Annotated in this window: 17 protein-coding genes and 1 riboswitch; of the genes, 10 read left to right on the forward strand and 7 right to left on the reverse strand. The window is 48.4% G+C overall.

Annotation, left to right across the window (positions count from 1 at the left end):
* The first annotated feature begins 28 nt into the window (after nucleotides 1–28).
* From folE to NZ043_RS12770, 3 genes are all read left to right on the forward strand, one after another.
* On the forward strand, nucleotides 29–622 hold the full coding sequence (gene folE / locus NZ043_RS12760; RefSeq protein WP_036668229.1) for a GTP cyclohydrolase I FolE: 594 nt from the start codon (nucleotides 29–31) through the stop codon (nucleotides 620–622).
* Nucleotides 623–811: 189 nt separating this feature from the next.
* Nucleotides 812–1,666, forward strand: a complete 855-nt coding sequence (locus NZ043_RS12765; protein ID WP_133387467.1) for a lipoate--protein ligase family protein — start codon at nucleotides 812–814, stop codon at nucleotides 1,664–1,666.
* A gap of 71 nt (nucleotides 1,667–1,737) precedes the next feature.
* Entirely contained in the window at nucleotides 1,738–1,962 is a 225-nt protein-coding gene (locus tag NZ043_RS12770; protein ID WP_091039003.1) for a hypothetical protein, read from the forward strand.
* Nucleotides 1,963–2,116: 154 nt separating this feature from the next.
* Here NZ043_RS12770 and NZ043_RS12775 read toward each other — a convergent pair whose 3' ends face one another.
* Nucleotides 2,117–3,397 (reverse strand): Fe-Mn family superoxide dismutase, encoded by a 1,281-nt coding sequence (locus NZ043_RS12775; protein WP_133387468.1) that lies wholly within the window; start codon nucleotides 3,395–3,397, stop codon nucleotides 2,117–2,119.
* A 157-nt stretch (nucleotides 3,398–3,554) separates the two neighbouring features.
* Nucleotides 3,555–4,580, reverse strand: coding sequence for an alpha/beta fold hydrolase (locus tag NZ043_RS12780; protein WP_133387469.1), 1,026 nt, complete (start codon nucleotides 4,578–4,580; stop codon nucleotides 3,555–3,557).
* A 359-nt stretch (nucleotides 4,581–4,939) separates the two neighbouring features.
* On the opposite strand from NZ043_RS12780, the gene NZ043_RS12785 reads away from it, so the two are divergent.
* Together NZ043_RS12785 and thiC are read left to right on the forward strand one after the other, a co-directional pair.
* Entirely contained in the window at nucleotides 4,940–5,683 is a 744-nt protein-coding gene (locus NZ043_RS12785; protein WP_017690772.1) for an IclR family transcriptional regulator, read from the forward strand.
* Between the two features lie 150 nt (nucleotides 5,684–5,833).
* Nucleotides 5,834–5,947: riboswitch (TPP riboswitch) on the forward strand.
* 420 nt (nucleotides 5,948–6,367) lie between these two features.
* Nucleotides 6,368–8,152 carry a phosphomethylpyrimidine synthase ThiC gene (gene thiC, locus NZ043_RS12790; RefSeq protein ID WP_143023647.1) on the forward strand — a complete coding sequence of 595 codons (1,785 nt, stop codon included), beginning with the start codon at nucleotides 6,368–6,370 and terminating at the stop codon, nucleotides 8,150–8,152.
* 534 nt (nucleotides 8,153–8,686) lie between these two features.
* Here the strand turns inward: thiC and NZ043_RS12795 are convergent.
* The 4 genes from NZ043_RS12795 to NZ043_RS12810 all read right to left on the reverse strand — a co-directional run bounded on the left by NZ043_RS12795 (nucleotide 8,687) and on the right by NZ043_RS12810 (nucleotide 12,030).
* Entirely contained in the window at nucleotides 8,687–9,373 is a 687-nt protein-coding gene (locus tag NZ043_RS12795) for a hypothetical protein (protein ID WP_091039013.1), read from the reverse strand.
* 177 nt (nucleotides 9,374–9,550) lie between these two features.
* Nucleotides 9,551–9,718 carry a hypothetical protein gene (locus NZ043_RS12800; protein WP_017690769.1) on the reverse strand — a complete coding sequence of 56 codons (168 nt, stop codon included), beginning with the start codon at nucleotides 9,716–9,718 and terminating at the stop codon, nucleotides 9,551–9,553.
* 469 nt (nucleotides 9,719–10,187) lie between these two features.
* Nucleotides 10,188–11,006, reverse strand: a complete 819-nt coding sequence (locus NZ043_RS12805) for a zinc ribbon domain-containing protein (RefSeq protein WP_091039015.1) — start codon at nucleotides 11,004–11,006, stop codon at nucleotides 10,188–10,190.
* A gap of 73 nt (nucleotides 11,007–11,079) precedes the next feature.
* Nucleotides 11,080–12,030 (reverse strand): YafY family protein, encoded by a 951-nt coding sequence (locus NZ043_RS12810; RefSeq protein WP_091039017.1) that lies wholly within the window; start codon nucleotides 12,028–12,030, stop codon nucleotides 11,080–11,082.
* A gap of 84 nt (nucleotides 12,031–12,114) precedes the next feature.
* Here NZ043_RS12810 and NZ043_RS12815 point away from each other — a divergent pair, with 84 nt between their 5' ends.
* The 5 genes from NZ043_RS12815 to NZ043_RS12835 all read left to right on the forward strand — a co-directional run bounded on the left by NZ043_RS12815 (nucleotide 12,115) and on the right by NZ043_RS12835 (nucleotide 15,665).
* Nucleotides 12,115–12,810: a response regulator transcription factor gene (locus tag NZ043_RS12815; protein WP_091039018.1), complete on the forward strand. Its 696-nt coding sequence runs from the start codon at nucleotides 12,115–12,117 to the stop codon at nucleotides 12,808–12,810.
* Complete coding sequence (locus NZ043_RS12820) at nucleotides 12,803–13,891, forward strand: HAMP domain-containing sensor histidine kinase (protein WP_091039020.1); 1,089 nt, start codon at nucleotides 12,803–12,805, stop codon at nucleotides 13,889–13,891. Before NZ043_RS12815 ends, NZ043_RS12820 begins: the two co-directional genes overlap by 8 nt.
* A gap of 98 nt (nucleotides 13,892–13,989) precedes the next feature.
* Nucleotides 13,990–14,853 carry a M15 family metallopeptidase gene (locus tag NZ043_RS12825; protein ID WP_339312067.1) on the forward strand — a complete coding sequence of 288 codons (864 nt, stop codon included), beginning with the start codon at nucleotides 13,990–13,992 and terminating at the stop codon, nucleotides 14,851–14,853.
* A 28-nt stretch (nucleotides 14,854–14,881) separates the two neighbouring features.
* Nucleotides 14,882–15,442 carry a VanZ family protein gene (locus tag NZ043_RS12830; protein ID WP_339312069.1) on the forward strand — a complete coding sequence of 187 codons (561 nt, stop codon included), beginning with the start codon at nucleotides 14,882–14,884 and terminating at the stop codon, nucleotides 15,440–15,442.
* A 13-nt stretch (nucleotides 15,443–15,455) separates the two neighbouring features.
* The gene (locus NZ043_RS12835) at nucleotides 15,456–15,665 is read left to right on the forward strand and encodes a hypothetical protein (RefSeq protein WP_074093413.1); all 210 of its coding nucleotides are present in this window, start codon (nucleotides 15,456–15,458) and stop codon (nucleotides 15,663–15,665) included.
* Between the two features lie 140 nt (nucleotides 15,666–15,805).
* Here NZ043_RS12835 and acnA read toward each other — a convergent pair whose 3' ends face one another.
* Nucleotides 15,806–18,520, reverse strand: coding sequence for an aconitate hydratase AcnA (gene acnA, locus NZ043_RS12840; protein ID WP_091039027.1), 2,715 nt, complete (start codon nucleotides 18,518–18,520; stop codon nucleotides 15,806–15,808).
* Nucleotides 18,521–18,680: the final 160 nt, after the last annotated feature.

Genomic DNA, 18,680 nt, shown 5'->3' on the forward strand with positions numbered 1-18,680 from the left:
ATTGTGGTTCGAAAGGAGGCGTTCGGCAGTGGCTGGCGTTAAAGATTATTTGAATTCAAAAGTATCCGACAATCGGGAGAAGATCGAGTATCATGTAGAGCAGATCCTGAAATTGATCGGAGAAGATAGTACACGTGAAGGGCTGCTTGAAACGCCTGCACGTGTGACCCGAATGTATGAAGAAATTTTTGGTGGATATGAAGTAGACCCGCGCGATGTGCTCGGTGTCACGTTTGACGAGAATCACGAAGAACTGGTTATCGTCAAGGATATTGTCTACTACAGTCAATGCGAGCACCATATGGCGCCGTTTTTTGGCAAGGTACACATTGGGTATGTACCAAGCGGCAAGATCGTTGGTCTGAGCAAAATGGCTCGTCTGGTCGAAGCGGTAACACGTCGCCTGCAAGTTCAGGAACGTATTACTTCACAGATCGCTGACATTCTGACAGAGGCCGTTGAGCCTCATGGAGTTATGGTCGTTGTGGAAGGCGAGCACTTGTGCATGTGTTCCCGCGGCGTGAAGAAACCGGGAAGCAAGACGGTGACGTCTGCTGTACGTGGTTCTTTCCGTGAGAATCCGGCACAACGTGCGGAGTTCTTGTCTTTGGTGAAAGATTAAAATCAGGTATGTCCACTTGCTGGACAAGCCGGATGAGTAAGTTTCTTTGGTTTTGGAAGTAGCAGTTTCTAAGCCATAGGATGCGATATAAATAAGCCGTGTTCCTTGGGAACCGGCTTATTTATATATGCGTTGTCATTCCTATATACTGGATACATATGAATTCGTTAAGCCGGAGGTAATGGAACGATGAGTGTACCTTCCCATTCAGATCAACCGGTTCAGCCGGAAAAGGGACTACAGGCAGATAAACAGGCTACATTGCGTCTACAAATCTGGGAGACACCACTCATGCGACAAGGTAGTAGTGTACTCGAAGCTTTTGCTTGGGAAGAAGTCATGTGCAGGCGGGTTGGGGCAGGGCATCTGCCTGTTGCACATATATGGAGACACCCAGATGCCTTTGTAGCGGGTTTGCGTGACCGCAGGTTGCCACAGGCTGTAGAAGCGATGGAACGGATAAGAAGCCAAGGGACAGCGGTCTGTGTTCGGCCTTCCGGTGGAGCGGCAGTGCCCTTGAATCCAGGGGTAGTTAATGTGTCACTGATTCTGCCTAATCCCGGACATGCCATCAATATTCATGATGATTTCCGGGAGATGGCTTCGATTATTGCCGAGTCGCTAACGCCGTGGTCGAATCAGGCGCAAACTGGTGAGGTTCAGGGTGCTTTTTGCCCGGGAGACTATGATGTCAGTGTAGGTGGGCTGAAATTCTGTGGGATTGCCCAGCGCAGGCAGGCTAAGGCGTATATTATTACTGCTTTTATCATCGTGGAAGGTCAGGGAGATCAACTGGCAGCGGACGTGCGTCAATTTTATCAGCATGCAGCAGGCGGGGCGAGTGAAGGATATCCTGATGTTCAGCCTGGCACGATGGCAAGTCTGAAAGAATTGGCAGGTGTACCTTCAGCTGCGGCATATACTGCGGCTTTGGTTCGAACTCTGCGTGATCGCTATCCGCAGGCGGAAGCCAGCAGGGTGCTTAGTGTTGGCTCTGAAGAAGTACGTCTCACAGCTGAGCAGATGAAACTGCGCTATGATTGAGTTCTTGATAATCGGACTTGGAATTGGGTAATAGAGATGATATGATGTGATTTCGGAAGGAGAGTGTTAGGATGGAAACGTTGAGATATACGTACTTATATGAGGTTGTATCTACAGGCGAAAAGTCTGAGTTCAGCCAAATGGCAACAAGCAAGGAAGAGGCTGCTGCACTGATCGTTGCTCGTATTGCAGATCTGGAGTTTACAGATGAGGCAGATATCAAGCTGGGCGACCTGATCGCAATTAGCAAACAGGTTGGCGACAACTATGTAGCGTGCGAGGGCTGTGCTTCTTAAGGGAGCATGAGCATTTTGAAATAGGAAGTCTCTCAAAATATAAGCAAGTCTCTTTTTAAAAGAGGCTTGCTTTTTTGTCTACACCATAAGAGATATCTTTCAGTCATTCGGCTGGAGATATCTCTTTTTTTCTCTCATCCATCTAAGCTCAAGCTTAATAAGGCGGCCACAACAACTTGCGTGCTGTTTCGTACCGTTCAGCTACAGCCGGCCAGTAGACGACATTCCACCAATCCTCGATATACTTTTTGCGTTCGTTTTGATGTTTCAGATAGTAGGCATGTTCCCACACATCCAGTGGCAGGAGCGGTACGATATCGGACTGGGACAGGTTCTGGTGTTTTTCCGCCTGCAAAATCTCCAAACGGTGTGCTCTCGGGCTCCAGACAAGCATCGCCCAACCACTGCCTTCCACTTTGTTCGCAGCTTCTGTGAATTGATTTTTAAACGCCTCATAACTTCCGAAATCCCGCTTGATCTGCTCCGCCAGCATACCGGAAGGTTTGCCGCCTCCAGCAGGATTCATAATGGTCCAGAAGATCGTATGCAGGTAGTGGCCTGCCCCGTTAAAGGCGAGTTCGCGTTCCCAATGTTTGATGAGTTCAAAGTTGTTCTTTTTTCGCGATTCCGCCAGCTTTTTCTCTGCTACATTTAGTCCGTCCACATAAGATTGATGGTGTTTGTCATGATGGATACGCATCGTCAGCTCATCAATATGTGGCTCCAGCGCATTGTACGCATAGGGGAGAGGCGGCAGTGTGTGTCCTCCGATGGGAACCGGCTTCTCTTTTACGGGAGGTGCTGTAGAGCTGGGTGTGGCTTGTGTTGTTCCGGTAGAAGGCGGTTGAATGGTTGCGGATTGGATCTGAGCTGAAGCGGCAGGTGCATTTACATTTCCCTCTGGAGAAGTTGGAGCTTCTGAAGCTTGGCGATGGATGCTTCCTGACTCTGACGTATGCAGCGCATTTTCCAGAAAAAGTGACGGCTCCGAATCCGTTTCGCGCAAGATGCCAGGTTGGCCAAGCGTATCCAATACGCCCAGAAAATACTCCGATTCGCGGATAAAATGTAGAATAAGTACTTTGGCAAGCGGAACAGCTTGCACAGCAGCACTTTGTTCCAGAAGAACATACAGCTGTTTGATGAACTCTCTCGATTGCTGCCGAGCTGCCAACACAAGTTGATCGATACAACGAACGATGTAGGGAGCAGGCGGATGGGTTGCGGGCAATAGTTGTTTTAAAAGCTGATTGGCTACTCGCTCGCTGTTTGCAAAGGTAGCCTCCCATTCCTCCAGTAGCTTGACGTATGGGGGCTCCAGATCAGGAACCAGGGCACGAATGACGAGTGTATGTTCTTTCTCCTGCTCTTTCCAGAAACGGATTTCCTCCAATGTCCGCAGAGGCAGCAGGTGACCATATCCATACCAATTCATCTATATTGAACCTCCTTCAGATGAAATTCATTACATGCAGACTGTCTATTCATGCGTCCCAAGAGTATATTCCGCGAGCCTGTTGTCCTATGAGTGCAAAAAAAAGAGCCCCTGAGGGGCTCAAAAATCAACGGAAAATTCGATGATTGAAATTTAATTATTCTCCATTATTCGTGTTCTGCACATCGTCACTGCTTGTCTTCGTTACATGACTCAGGAACGTTGAGACACGGCGCAGATATTCCTTTGGATGCTCCCGGAAGATCAACTCATGGTGCGCATCCTGGACAATCCATACATCCGAGTACGGATTGGTCTGGTTGGCGGCGAGCTGCTCTGCAATCGGGTAAGGCGCTTTCTCGTCTTCCGTACCATGAATGAAGAAAATCGGGAACGGATAATCTTCCTTTTTCACTTCCTGGTATGGAATCTGTTGCAATCCGGTACCGTTCAGAACAGGGAACAACAGCTTCATGATCTCCAGTGTAGGCTGACGCGGCAGATCGATCTGGTTATGAATGTTGTGGTACAGTGTATCCGGCTCAAGCAGGAACGTACTGTCCAGAATCATCGCATCCACTTCCTGTGTAATCAGCCCAGTCTGAAGCGCCGTACCGGCACCCATGGAGAAACCCCACACAACCAGTTCCTGCGCACCGCGCTGCTTGGCGAACTGGATGGCACCCAACAATTGCTGTGACTCAGCTTTGCCACCTGTGGCTACAGCTTTGTTCACCTGTGAGGCGAAGCCATAATCGAACATGACCACGTTGAACCCAAGTTGATGGGCATAATGTGCCAGGTCATACATGGGTACCCATGTTTCTTCACGATTGGCACCATAGCCGTGACTGAAAATAATCGTTTTGCTTGCAGCATTGTCAGCAGGTATATACCATCCCTGCATCGTCCGGCTGCCATCTGCTGCCGGGAACGTGATGTCTTCGTACTTCATGTTCTTGGCCTGCATCGGATTGGAGAAGACCGGCGCTACCGTTGGATTGGATAATACCCATGCGATGTAACCATGCAGTGCAATAAAACAAAACAGTAGAAAAAATACAACGGAGAGCAGCAACGCTACGATAATATGTTTGAACCGAATCAGCCTCGGTGATAGGGAAGAGGGCAGATCGGACACTTTTGTTTGCAGCGGGGCTTCGCTCTGGGATGTTGGATACATGAATGCCCCTCCTTTGAAGTTCAGTTGAAGATAACAACGACATGAAAAGAGAATTGCGTCGATTTCAGAGCCTGCTTCAGAGCGATATCTTAATGTAATATATCTTTATCGTATGTTCCAGTATAGTCAAAGTCAATTGATTGAGGGCATTTGTTACGCAATTGTTATATAGTTCTTAAGATATATGGGTAACATTACCTTAGTGTGTAAATTACAGGGGATTAAGTCTTATAAAAAGGAAAAATTTACAGGTTGGCCTATTTCGATTTTGGCTCTTTTTGGTTTACAGATGAGACCGTTTCTCATATAATTTATGTAACCAAGTTTCATGTGATGAAACATGAGGAGGGCATTATGCCATGGAAGATCGCAAGTTAACCGTCCGGGCTGTGGAACGGGCGCTGGATATATTATTATGTTTTACCACACGCAGTGATCTAGGACTCACCGAAATTGCCAGCCAGATCGGCCTGCACAAAAGTACAGTGCACCGTTTGATGGCTACGCTGGAGGATCGAGGGTTCGTGATCCGTGATGCAGCAACAGAGAAGTACCGACTTGGCATCCGAATCTGGGAGCTGTCAGCTCATATGTCCCGCAGTGACGATCCTGCTATTCTGCTGTTGCCTGCGATGGAGCGACTGAGAGATCGATTGGGGGAGACCGTGAGTCTGTACCTGCGTGATGGGAGTGAACGGATACGGATTCAGGCTGTGCAAAGTGATCAGGCGATTCGCCGAGTCGCCCCCGTTGGTGTTAGACTCCCGCTGTCTGTGGGCGCTTCCAGCAAAGTTTTGATGGCGTTTGCCACGGACGAGGATCGTGAAGAACTGATGAACGGCCCGGAATGGCCGGTGTTTATTGATCCCGCGGTGTATTTGGCGCAAATGGGAGATATCCGGGATAACGGATATGCGACGAGTTATGAGGAACGTGAGCCGGGAGCTGCCGCGGTATCTGTACCGATTATGGATCGCAGAGGCAATATTGCAGCTGCGCTCTCGGTCTCAGGGCCTGTCAGTCGACTCTCGCAGGAGACATTGCATGAATACGCACCTGTATTGAAGGATGCTGCTACGCAGATGGGGCTCATGTTATCCTGATGTTTATGTAAGTTTTTTTCTCCAATGGAGTTTGATCATTTGGAATATAAAGGTTGTTTTTATGTTCCGGTTGCGCTACTCTGTAATGGACGGCCCTACGGGGCCAGCTTCATTGAATATGAACGGCGGCTTATGTAAGCCGCAACTTACTAACGTTACTGGGGGAGTCCGAATTGTCCGGACTGAGACGGAATCGCATGAGATTCCGGACCCTTTGCACCTGATCTGGATCATACCAGCGTAGGGAAGTAATCGGCGATATGACCTCAACCACCTCATGATGTGACCCTTGTAGTCTCCGTTAAGGAGCTGATTGAAGGTGCATTATTGGTGATGGACATAAAAGTCGGTTCCTTCGGGGACCGGCTTTTTTATATACAGTGAACGGGCGATATAGCGCGTACTCCATTGACTTCTTTTTTCAATAACCTGCGAAAGTGGGCTTGTATGATGAGAGAGAAGTCACCATAGATTCATGATCTGTGGCAGCCTCCGTCTGTTGTTAACTGTACATGAAAAGTGTCTCCCCTGGTCTGGCGTAGGATCGCTCTTTCTTCTCTGCATTGCGCATGATTTGGGACAGGTACGTAAGTAAGCTAATGACGATACCAACCAAACAAGCGACGAACACTGAGGAGGAGACAAGCGAACATGAGTACAGGAAATCAAACGGGACAACAAGCGATGGAGCAGGAACATAACGGTCAGCAGGTGGAAAAAGAAACAGGAGCGGCCGGACGGATTCAGCCCTTTCCGGGCAGCCGCAAAGTCTACATTCAGGGCTCACGGCCGGACATTGCTGTACCTGAGCGTGAGATAGCCCTTCATGACACGAATACTCCCCAAGGGGTGGAGCATAACGAACCGCTACGTGTCTACGATACGAGCGGGCCGATGACCGATCCCGGATTTCATGCCGATATCCGTGCAGGTCTACCAGCCCTGCGTACCCGCTGGATCACAGAGCGTGGCGATGTTGAAGCTTATCAGGGTCGTACGGTTAAACCGGAGGATAACGGACTAAAGCCCGGAGGGAAGAGAGCTGGAGCCGAAGAGTACCCTGGATTGCGTGGCAAACCGCTGCGAGCACAGACAGGACGCTGTGTGACTCAGATGCATTATGCGAGGCAGGGAGTCATTACGGCAGAGATGGAGTTTGCCGCCATTCGTGAGGGCGTAGAACCGGAATTTGTAAGGCAGGAGCTGGCGAGTGGACGTGCGATTCTGCCATCCAACATCAATCACCCGGAGAGTGAACCGATGTTAATCGGTCGTCATTTTCACGTGAAGATCAATGCCAACATAGGTAACTCTGCCGTATCTTCCTCCATCGAGGAAGAGGTGGAGAAGATGACCTGGGCGGTACGTTGGGGATCGGATACGGTGATGGATCTGTCCACAGGCAAAAACATTCATACCACCCGGGAATGGATCATCCGTAATTCACCTGTGCCGATTGGTACGGTGCCGCTGTATCAAGCGCTGGAGAAGGTGAATGGCGAAGCGGAAGCTCTGACCTGGGAGTTGTACCGTGATACGCTCATTGAGCAGGCAGAGCAGGGAGTGGACTACTTTACGATCCACGCAGGTGTACTGCTGCGTTATATCCCCATGACCGCCAAGCGGATGACAGGCATTGTGTCTCGCGGTGGGTCCATTATGGCAGCATGGTGCCTTGCGCATCATCAGGAGAATTTTTTGTACACCCATTTTGAAGAAATCTGCGAGATTATGAAAAGGTATGATGTGGCGTTTTCGTTGGGAGATGGACTTCGTCCAGGCAGTATCTACGATGCCAATGACGAAGCTCAGATGGCGGAACTGGCTACGCTCGGGGAACTGACGCAGATCGCATGGAAGCATGATGTGCAGGTGATGATCGAAGGGCCGGGTCACGTGCCGATGCATAAGATCAAAGAGAATGTGGACTTGCAGATGGAGATATGTAAAGAGGCACCGTTCTATACGCTGGGGCCGCTGACGACCGACATTGCTCCGGGATACGACCACATCACATCCGCCATTGGTGCGGCCATGATTGGCTGGTTCGGCACGTCCATGCTCTGTTATGTTACACCAAAAGAACATTTGGGCCTGCCCAACAAGGATGATGTGCGGGAAGGGGTCATCGCCTACAAGATTGCAGCCCACGCCGCCGATCTGGCAAAAGGCCATCCACGTGCTCAACGCCGGGATGATGCATTGTCCAAGGCGCGCTTCGAATTCCGCTGGCGTGACCAGTTTAACCTGTCACTGGACCCTGAACGTGCGCTGTCCTACCATGATGAGACGCTGCCAGCAGAAGGGGCCAAAGAAGCTCATTTCTGCTCCATGTGCGGACCGAAGTTCTGTAGCATGCGCATCACGCAGGACATTCGTGCCTTTGCCGCGGATAAAGGATTGTCCGAGAATGAGGCTGTAGCAGCGGGCATGCAGGAAAAGGCCGAGGAATATCGGACACGTTCCTAAGCGCCGGTACAGCGCAAGCTGGGCAGTCTGACATCGTTTGTAGGTGAGAATACTGCTATTATGTCGTCTGCTTCATCTTACTGATCAGCTTCCTGATACTTTTTATCAGCATTATGGTTGATTGTCTAGCAGATGTTTAATAAAATGAATGTAAGTAAACACCAATAAGAGTAGCCAGGCCAATGGCTACTCCTGCACAGCATTTGCGGTGGGTATTCCTCCGAGTGCAGCAAGTTCAGATGAAGTGACCCGTCAGGCCGTCAACCTGTGGCGGGTCACTTCTTTTTACGATCGATGTATGTCAGGAGCGCAATAATTAACATCGCGAACACGATTACGTCGTTAAAAGAGAAGTTCATAGGATCACCTCCCACTGGAGGCAAGCCTATTTCCCACCACAAATTGGCTGTACAAAGTGATTATACCATTTGAAATGCTCTTGTTCGAGAGCATTTTTATTTTGCAAAAGGAAGCAATATAGTAGTTTTCACATGATTTTAGCGATTGTAATATTTCACTCCAAACCCGCTACTACTATCGAGCCACACCCAAATTATTCTCCAAATACGCCGCAAGCAATGCCAGCGGGCTATGGATCGGAATACTTCGATCTACTGTAACCTGTGCAGCAGCGGGAGCCATAGATAGTTGGGCTGCCACTACCGTTTTACCCGGATACTGCTCAGCAATCTGCTGTAATCCTTCACGTACCGCTTCGAGATACCCTTGCTGATCTCCACGCATAATCAACTCAAATGTCCCCGGGATGCACACCGCTTCCGTCTGAGATGTCTTGGCAACGTGTAGTTGCCCATTCTCATCCTCTTGCTGTAATGCCTGATTCACCCGTGCCATCGTTCCTTCAATGGTTGCCGGGTTGGTGAATGCTATTATGTAATCTCCCGGTATTCGCCGCATCTCCTGCAATAACGGATCATCTATGCCGATCACAGGCACAGGGACCTGTGTGGCTTCCTGCTCCAGTACTGTCGCAAACAGGGTACACGTGACCAGAATGGCATCGGCATGACACTCAGCGATCCATTGGAGCGTCTGGGCTACCTTCTCGCGAATGACGACATCGGAAAAGTCAGCGTCATGTTTAAGACGATCCAGACCTGGATCGACGTAATGGACCAATTCAACTTCATAAGGAGCAAGCGTCTCTTCAATTAAGGCGATGTTGGAATAATGAGCGTGAAAACAACCAATGGTGATCATGTGCTAAGTCCCCTTTTACAGTTCGTATATGTCATGGATCTCTTAGATATTTAAATCATTATAGGAAACATGCCTAAGAACTGTACAGTCATTTATGGCTCAACGCCAATAACCGCCCTTCCGCCAAGTAGCGGAAAGACGGTTCATAATCGGACAGGCAATCGTCCGGCTTTCATTTTATCTAAGAGAAGGAGAAGCATTTTTCTTCGCCATTTTTTGCTGTAAAATTTCATGAAAGGATAGACCTTGAGTGTTCTCATTCTCCTTTTTAGGAGCAGTGGTCGCCGTGTTGCGCGGATATTGGTGATGGTACGGGATCATTTGCTGAATAGGCATGCGGATCATCTTGGTTCCTCCTTTGATGCGTTTTTTTGTGAATTATGTATTTCGACTGGTTACCATGCCAGGTTCGCATATAGGTACATGTGACTTGTTAGACGAAATAGAAGATTTTAAGACGTAATTCCAATTGGATTGTAGTGATTTTACCCGGTTTTAAGGAGATGTAAACGTTTTTAGGGAAATTCAGGAGTAAAGGACCTGATATGAAAGGTTTGATATGGGAGGATCGAATCGGTTGTTATGTGAATAGTCCCAATTTTAAGGAAGTCAATGGTACCCGCATATGAGGCATATTGTCTGGTTAAATGATGCAAAGCATGCTAACTAACTTGGTACCATGGTCGGGTTGTTTAGGTGGTAATGTAGTTCCGGATATAACAAAAAAAACTGCCGAGTGTACTCGGCAGCTTGCGTGATATGAAGAAGGATGCGAGGAAACTTTGATCCGGTCTGAGGTGGTATCGTGTTGGTTTTATCTACTTTGGTGAACAGCGATGTATATATCCACTTGTACACTTTCGGGATTCAGGCTGCGTTCATCATACAACTCAAAATCCCCGGTGAACGTACGATCACTTTGCTTCTCCCATGCCCACACGGCTCCCCAAGCTTCGCCAACAACCTCTGCCATCGGTCCTTTTCTGGAAGTGAATACGGCGTAAGTTGCAGGAGGGAGTAAAATGTCGTCCAATCCTTCAGGCAATGATTCGTTCGGACTGACCTCATGCCCTACCAGTATGGTGTATTCACCGGTTATGCCATCGGTGTAATCCGTGTAAGAGCCATAGCGGACGGCTTCAGGTGCAGGAAGGTGCTCTGAGGAAAAATAATTGTTCCAGAGTCCCTGAATACAGCCTTTGCCACTGATCTCAATGGCATTGGTTGTGCGGGCGGATACGCCGGCAAGACGTTTGCCGGGGAGCGTGACATAACGAACGGGCTGGGCAGAGAACGAATGATCTGTTGTTACCTGACCAAGATTAGCGGAAGCAGTAGGGTTTTCAGCGAGAGATTCTGTATGTTGATCCGTTGTATTTGTGCGCCAACGTTTCAAAAAAGGAAGCTGGTTACGCAGCATCGAACGAGCGGATTCCTCATCCATGCCTTCGTCCTTCAGAATGGCAGTGCACATCTCCGTCATGCCTTCAAGTGACATACCGGGCTGCTCAAACTTGCCCTCTTTGTAACAATAGATACAGTACTCACGGGTTGTGCTTCCATCTGCTTCCGTTCCGAATTGGGCAGGGGTTGTGAGCGGCATGCCGCAGCTTTGACATACAGTGACGTTCATGATCAGTTCCTCCTCATATATGTACAGATTGAATATATCTGAAGTATACGAGGAGGAACTGGACAGCTGTCTGTCAGGTTTGAGGCGGAGGTATATAATTTTGTACAATTTGCTCCGCGATACGGCAGATTTCATCCCGAATATGCTGAGGTTCCAATACTTCAACGTCCGCGCCGAAGCCCAGAATGAATCCATATAACCAGCCATCCTCGGGAAAAGCAACCTGGCTGATGTAATACCCAGTCCCATCAGGGATGACGTTCTCGATCCCGAACCATTCTTCCGCAATATGACGGACGCGAGGATGGAATTTCAAGGTTAACCTAGCTTGATTGTCCGGGCGGGTCCATTCCTGCTGCCAGGGTCTGTCCTGGGGGTTAATGACTTTACGCTCGAAGTGCTCATTAGCAAGCGTGACATCCTGCATGCGCACAAGCTTGAACATGCGAAATTGATTCCGCTCGTGGCAAAAAGCATACAGGTACCAGGAATGTTTCTTAAGTACGATGGTATGAGGATCGGCAGTGCGGTGAGTCTGGATACCTTCCGCACTGCAGTAGGTAAAGGTTACGGGTCGTAATTGATCCATACCCTGTTCGATAAGTTCAAGCTTGATTTTCAGCGCTTCGGGATGCGTCCAGGTTGAATAATCCACGATGAATCGATTGGTATTGGCCTGAAAATCGTCATTTTTGGATTCAGGTACGATACTGCTGAGTTTTTCCACCAGAAGCTCACGCGCCGCATTGGCATGGGAAGTGGATACACTGCGCAGTGCAGTGACGATGGAAGCAAGGTCCTTATCTGTTAACACGTTTCGATCCAGCCGGTAGCCTTCTGCCAGACCAATCCCGCCGCTTGCCCCCTGATACGTCACCACCGGGATGCCTGCTTGACCCAATGTATCGATATCCCGATAGATGGTCCGAATCGATACTTCGAACATATCTGCCAAGTCTTTGGCTTGTACCCGTCCACGATTGATTAACAGCACCACGATGGCTAATAAACGCTCCAGTTTCATATGTATGTATTCCTTTCATTGGTTTATCTGTTGGATTCAAATATGTTATAATGCCCAGCATCACACATAGGAGTGGAATAAGCAATGAAGCGAATTACGATTCTGATCGCAGACGATGAAGTTGAGATCGCTGATCTGGTTGCTTTACATTTACAAAAAGAAGGATATCACACCATCAAGGCCTTTGACGGGAAGGCGGCGGTTCAAGCTGTTCAGACCCAAGCGATAGATTTGGCGATTCTGGACATTATGATGCCTGGTATGGATGGGTATGAGGTGACCCGTAAAATTCGGGAGCAGCATCATTTACCAATCATTTTCCTGAGTGCCAAAACGTCAGATATGGACAAAATTACGGGACTCGTGATGGGTGCGGACGATTATATGACCAAACCATTCAATCCGATGGAGCTTGTTGCCAGGGTCAACTCCCAGTTGCGTCGTTCGCTGCAATTCAGCCAGTCTGCGCCTGTTCAGAGGTCCATTCTGGAGAAGGGTGGGCTCATCATCACGCCAGATCAACATCGCGTTACACTCTACGGCAAATCAGTGGAACTAACACCGAAGGAATTCGACATCTTGTATCTGCTCGCGAGCCACCCCAAGCAGGTGTTCAGTGCAGAAAACATTTTTGAACAGGTATGGGGAGAAGCCTATTATGAGAGTGGGAATACCGTGATGGTCCACATTCGAACCCTGCGCAAAAAGCTGGGAGAAGATGTGAACAAGAACAAGTTTATCAAAACGATCTGGGGTGTGGGGTACACGTTTAATGACTAAAAGAAGAAGTTTTCGCACAACCATGATTATGTTGTTGGGGTTAAGCATGCTTGCCTCTGGCGCAATTACCTATGGGATTTATAAGCTTTTACAAGCCTATTATTCGGGTGTTCGTGCAGAAGATCAGCTTGCTGAATATCGTCATTTTATGAGAAGTATCGGGGATATCTATTTCTTCATGATCTTATTTATCCCATTGGCCATTCTATTTTTCTTCTGGTTTACCAAGCCCTACGCGACGTATTTCAAGGACATTTCTACAGGGATCAGACATTTGGCCAATGGAGACTTTCAGCATCGTGTGCAGATCTCCTCGAAGGACGAGTTAGGTACGATTGCGGAGGATGTGAACCTGGCAAGTGAGAAGTTAAAGGAAGCGGTAGAACGAGGGGATTTTGCTGAAAATAGTAAGGACCAGCTTGTCGTCAATCTGGCGCATGATCTGCGAACACCGCTGACGTCTGTGCTTGGATATTTGGATCTGCTCATGAAGGATGATCAGTTGACGGAGGAGCAGGTGCGGCACTTTACGTCGATTGCATTCACCAAATCACAGCGTCTGGAGAAGCTGATTGATGATTTGTTCGAAATTACTCGTATGAACTATGGCATGTTGCCTATAAACAAGACACAGCTGGATCTTAGCGAACTGCTAAAACAGATGAACGAAGAGCTCTATCCTGTATTTGAAAAGAACCAACTAGTCGTCCGACTAAAAATAGACACTGATCTTACGGTCTCCGGTGATGGCGAGCTGCTGGCTCGTGTGTTCGAGAATCTGCTGATTAACGCTGCACGGCATGGCAAGGATGGCATGTACGTAGATATTAATGGATATCGGGATGCAGAACAGGTCATCATTCAGGTGATTAACTATGGTGGACATATCCGTCCGGAGGAGTTGCCACATATCTTCGATATGTATTACACCGGAGATCGTGCCAGGACACCTCAGGAGGGTGGGACAGGCCTCGGACTGTTTATCGCTCGCAATATTGTGGAGCAGCATGATGGTACGATCTCGGCCCAGAGCGACGTGGTACGGACGTTATTCGAAGTTCGTTTGCCCGTATTCCAATAAGGTTGACGTCAAATTTAAGAAAAACTTTAAAATTGCCCTGCTTTTTCTTTAACTTGTGTTGTCTATCCTTGATGTATGAGGTAAAAGGAGGAACAAGCATGAAAAAGTGGGGCTTTTTGATATGTATCATTTTGATCGGATATATCGTTACGCAATCACCGGGATGGATTCAGCAGAAGGATGAATTGCCCATCGAGATCCAGAATACGCGTGAAAATCCCGCAGGTTATACCGTATCCGTCACCGGAAACATTCAGGACCAGGTACATAAGGGCAACTTGTTACTAGTTGATAAGCAATACCCCGTTCACCCGGAAGGAGTTAAATCCGATATTGTATATGTGGCACATGAGGATGATCTGCTTCGTGGATATGGAATACTGGATCAGAAAATCATGTTATCACGACAGGTAGCGCAGGAATTTCAGAGGATGGTTGAAGCAGCAGGCGAAGAGGGAGTCAGATATTTTCTCGTCAGCAGCGGGTACAGGGATTTTACGAAGCAGGACGAGTTATATCGGGAAAAGGGTTCAGACTATGCACTTCCTGCGGGTCACAGTGAGCACAATCTCGGGTTATCCCTGGATATTGGCTCCAGCCTGGGTGCCATGAATGAAGCACCAGAGGGTGCATGGCTGGAGAAGAATGCATGGAAATACGGATTTATTTTACGTTACCCAAAGGATAAAGTGCGCATCACCGGTATTCAGTATGAACCATGGCACTTTCGATATGTAGGGCTACCGCACAGTGCTGTCATGTATAAGAATAATCTGGTGCTGGAAGAGTATCTCGATATGCTTAAAGAGAAAGAGAACATTACTGTGGAAGTAGAGGGTAAGGAGTACCATATCCGCTATTATCGAGCCGCCCGAGACACAACCGTTTACATACCTGAGCAAGGCCAAACTGAAATATCGGGTGATAACAAGGATGGCGTCATTGTCACCGTGAAGAAATAACAGGGCAACACAAGGGAGGCGAAACAACATGAAGCACAACAACCAGAAGAAAAGCAAACATTACATCCTTTGGATTGCCGTTTTCATTATCTATTTATATCTGCTGACTAAGCTGATCCTGTTCAAAGGAAGCCCGGTCGATTTTGGCATCGTGAAGGATCGACTGATGGCGTTCTTACAACAACCGGATCTGGTCCATACGCGAACCGTCAACCTGACACCATTTCAGGAAATCTCACGAGACTGGAACAGTCTGTCGTTACATCGTCCGGGTACCGCAATCCATCTGGCAGGTAATATACTGGCCTTTATCCCGCTGGGCATCTTCATTCCTGTGTTGACGGGCAACAAGTTATTCTCTGGAATAAAGGTGCTCCTGCTGTCACTGCTGCTCAGTCTGGGTTATGAAGTGACACAGTTAGTGACTGGCATGGGCATATTTGATGTGGATGATCTGATGCTTAATACACTCGGCGGCTTGATTGGATATATCATTTATACCATGGCTATGGGTCTGAAAAAGGTGTTGGTGGGAGGAGAATCACGCGTGACGACGAAAAAGTTAAATTCTAAGGAAAGTCACGTGTAAGGAGGAGAAGAACTTGATTATAATGGCTGTACTGTTCATTAGCGCAGGGCTAATGTTTCTCGTGTATCCACACAAGGTAACGGATGCTTCGGAAAAACAGATTACGGAGCGAGTGATCATGTCTAGATGGGTCGGAGGCTCGTTAATTGCTCTGTCGTGTTTGTTTCTGATCATGGGCACGATTCAACTGTTAGATCAAGCCTCACATCACATTGGGCATTAGAAGGCAGTTGGCCTTGAAAATTGATTTTTAAAAGTATACCGATTATAAAAAGCAAAGCCAAAAAAGCTCCCCACCACGTGCAGATCGCACGTGATGGGGAGCTTTTTGGTATAACTTCATCACATTAATGATTTATATCATTAAGCTTTTTTCATCATTTGACGCAATACAGTTTGCAGGATACCGCCGTTATGGTAGTAATCCACGTCAACCATGCTGTCCAGACGAGCGATAACAGGGAAGTCGAACTGTGTACCGTCTTCACGAGTTACGGTAACTTTCAACTCTTGTCCTGGCTTCACGTCATTGCTGAGGCCAGTAATGTCATACGTTTCACGTCCGTTCAGACCAAGGCTGGACCAGCCATGACCTTCCTGGAATTGCAGTGGCATTACGCCCATGCCCACCAGGTTACTGCGGTGGATACGCTCGAAGCTTTCTGCGATAACGGCTTTGACGCCGAGCAAGAATGTTCCTTTTGCCGCCCAGTCACGGGAGCTTCCTGTACCATACTCTTTACCAGCGATAACGATCAGGTTCTGTCCTTCATCCTGATACTTCATGGAAGCATCGTAGATGGACATTTCTTCGTCCGTTGGCAGGTACTTCGTGATACCGCCCTCAGTACCCGGAGCTACCTGGTTACGAATACGAATGTTGGCAAACGTACCACGCATCATGACTTCATGGTTACCACGACGTGAACCGTAGGAGTTGAAGTCTTTGCGCTCTACGCCATGCTCTTTCAAGTACAGTCCAGCCGGGCTGGATGGTGCAATATTACCTGCTGGCGAGATGTGATCCGTTGTTACGGAATCCGCAAGCAATGCCATAACGCGTGCAGAACGGATATCTGCGATATCGTTCAACTTGTCGCCAAGCTCCTGGAAGAACGGAGGATTCTGAATGTACGTGGAGTTCGGGTCCCACTCGTACAATTCGCCTTCCGGTACAGAGATCGCATTCCAACGCTCGTTGGCTGTAAATACGTTCTCATACTTGTTGCGGAACATCTGAGCGTTCAGGGAACTAGCGATGGTATCCTTGATTTCCTCGGAGCTAGGCCAGAGGTCTTTCAGGAATACAGGCTCATTGTTCGTATCATAACCGATTGGATCGGTTTCAAAGTCAATATTCACAGTACCTGCAAGTGCATATGCCACAACGAGTGGTGGCGATGCCAGGTAGTTGGCTTTAACCTGTGCGTGTACACGGCCTTCGAAGTTACGGTTACCGGACAATACAGCCGCTACGGTCATATCGTTCTCAGCAATAGCTTCGCTCACTTCGTCCGGCAGTGGGCCGGAGTTACCGATGCATGTTGCACAACCGTAGCCGGCAACGTTGAATCCGAGTTGGTCGAGGTACGTGATCAGGCCTGCTTTTTCCAGGTACTCGGTAACAACAAGGGAACCTGGTGTCAGACTGCTTTTCACATATCCTGGTTTGGTCAGGCCGCGTTCAACTGCTTTTTTCGCCAGTAGTCCCGCTCCAACCATAACACTTGGATTCGAAGTGTTCGTACAACTTGTGATCGCCGCGATCACAACAGCGCCTGCTTTCAGTTCACTGGTGGAACCGTTCGGGTGCTTCACAGGTACGGATTGTTCAATTTTCTCATCGCTCAGACCGTAGCCGCCTTTATCTACAGGTGTGCGAATGATGCTGTTGAAGCTTTCTTTCATTTGTGTCAGCTCGATGCGATCCTGTGGACGTTTTGGTCCGGCAAGACTTGGTACAACAGAGCCGAGATCCAGTTCAATCACATCTGTGAATTCAGGGTCAACGGTGCTGGAAGTACGGAACATGCCTTGAGCTTTGTAATAAGCTTCAACCAACTCTACTTGCTCGTCAGGACGGCCAGTGTTACGCAGATAGTTCAACGTTTCACTATCAACAGGGAAGAAACCGATGGTAGCGCCATATTCTGGTGCCATGTTGGCTACTGTTGCACGGTCAGCCAGACCGATGTTGGCAAGACCTGGTCCGTAGAACTCTACGAATTTACCAACAACGCCTTTTTTACGAAGCAATTGGGTAACGGTCAGTGCCAGATCCGTTGCTGTTGCGCCTTCACTCAGGCTGCCTGTCAGTTTGAAACCGATAACGTCCGGTGTAACAAAATAAAGCGGTTGGCCCAGCATACCTGCTTCGGCCTCGATTCCACCAACACCCCAACCAACAACGCCAAGTCCGTTGATCATGGTGGTGTGGGAGTCTGTGCCTACGAGGGAATCCGGGAATACAACGGTCTCGCCGTCAACAGTTTTTGTTGCTGCCACGGAAGCCAGATACTCCAGGTTAACCTGGTGAACGATCCCTGTGGATGGTGGAACTGCACGGAAGTTGTTGAATGCCGTTTGCGCCCAACGCAAGAAGCGGTAACGCTCTTCATTACGCTCGAACTCAACTTTGATATTGTAATCAAGTGCATCGTTGGTACCAAAAGCATCAACCATAACGGAGTGGTCGATAACGAGATCGACCGGTACGAGCGGGTTGATCTGTTTTGGATCGCCGCCTGCTTTTTTCACAGTATCACGCATTGCAGCGAGGTCAACGACAACCGGTACACCGGTGAAATCCTGCAGAACGATACGTGCAGGGATGAATGGAATTTCCTTGTTATTGTCACGGCCATCTGCCCAGCCGGTCAGTTGTTTTACGTGTTCTTCGGTAATGGCACGTCCGTCGAATTGACGAATTGCTGCTTCAAGCAACACTTTAATGGAGAAAGGAAGCCTGGAAAGATCGCCGTGGCCGTTTTCCTGAAGAGCATCGAGACTGTAGTAGCGGTAAGACTTGCCTCCAACCTCAAGACTGCGAGCGGCGGAGAAATGATTCTTTGCTGACATACATGTACCTCCTTGGGATGTGTCGGTGAGATGAAGAAAACGTTCATTTAGGTGAAGAACAGGCCTTCATCGTTCCGTGTTCTTGTTCGTTAGTTTCATCAGATGAAACGTAATTTCATAATCATGACTTTAGTTTTAAGTATACCGTTTTCACCTCCGT

The organism is Paenibacillus sp. FSL k6-2145, from assembly GCF_037976585.1.
Lineage (GTDB): Bacteria > Bacillota > Bacilli > Paenibacillales > Paenibacillaceae > Paenibacillus.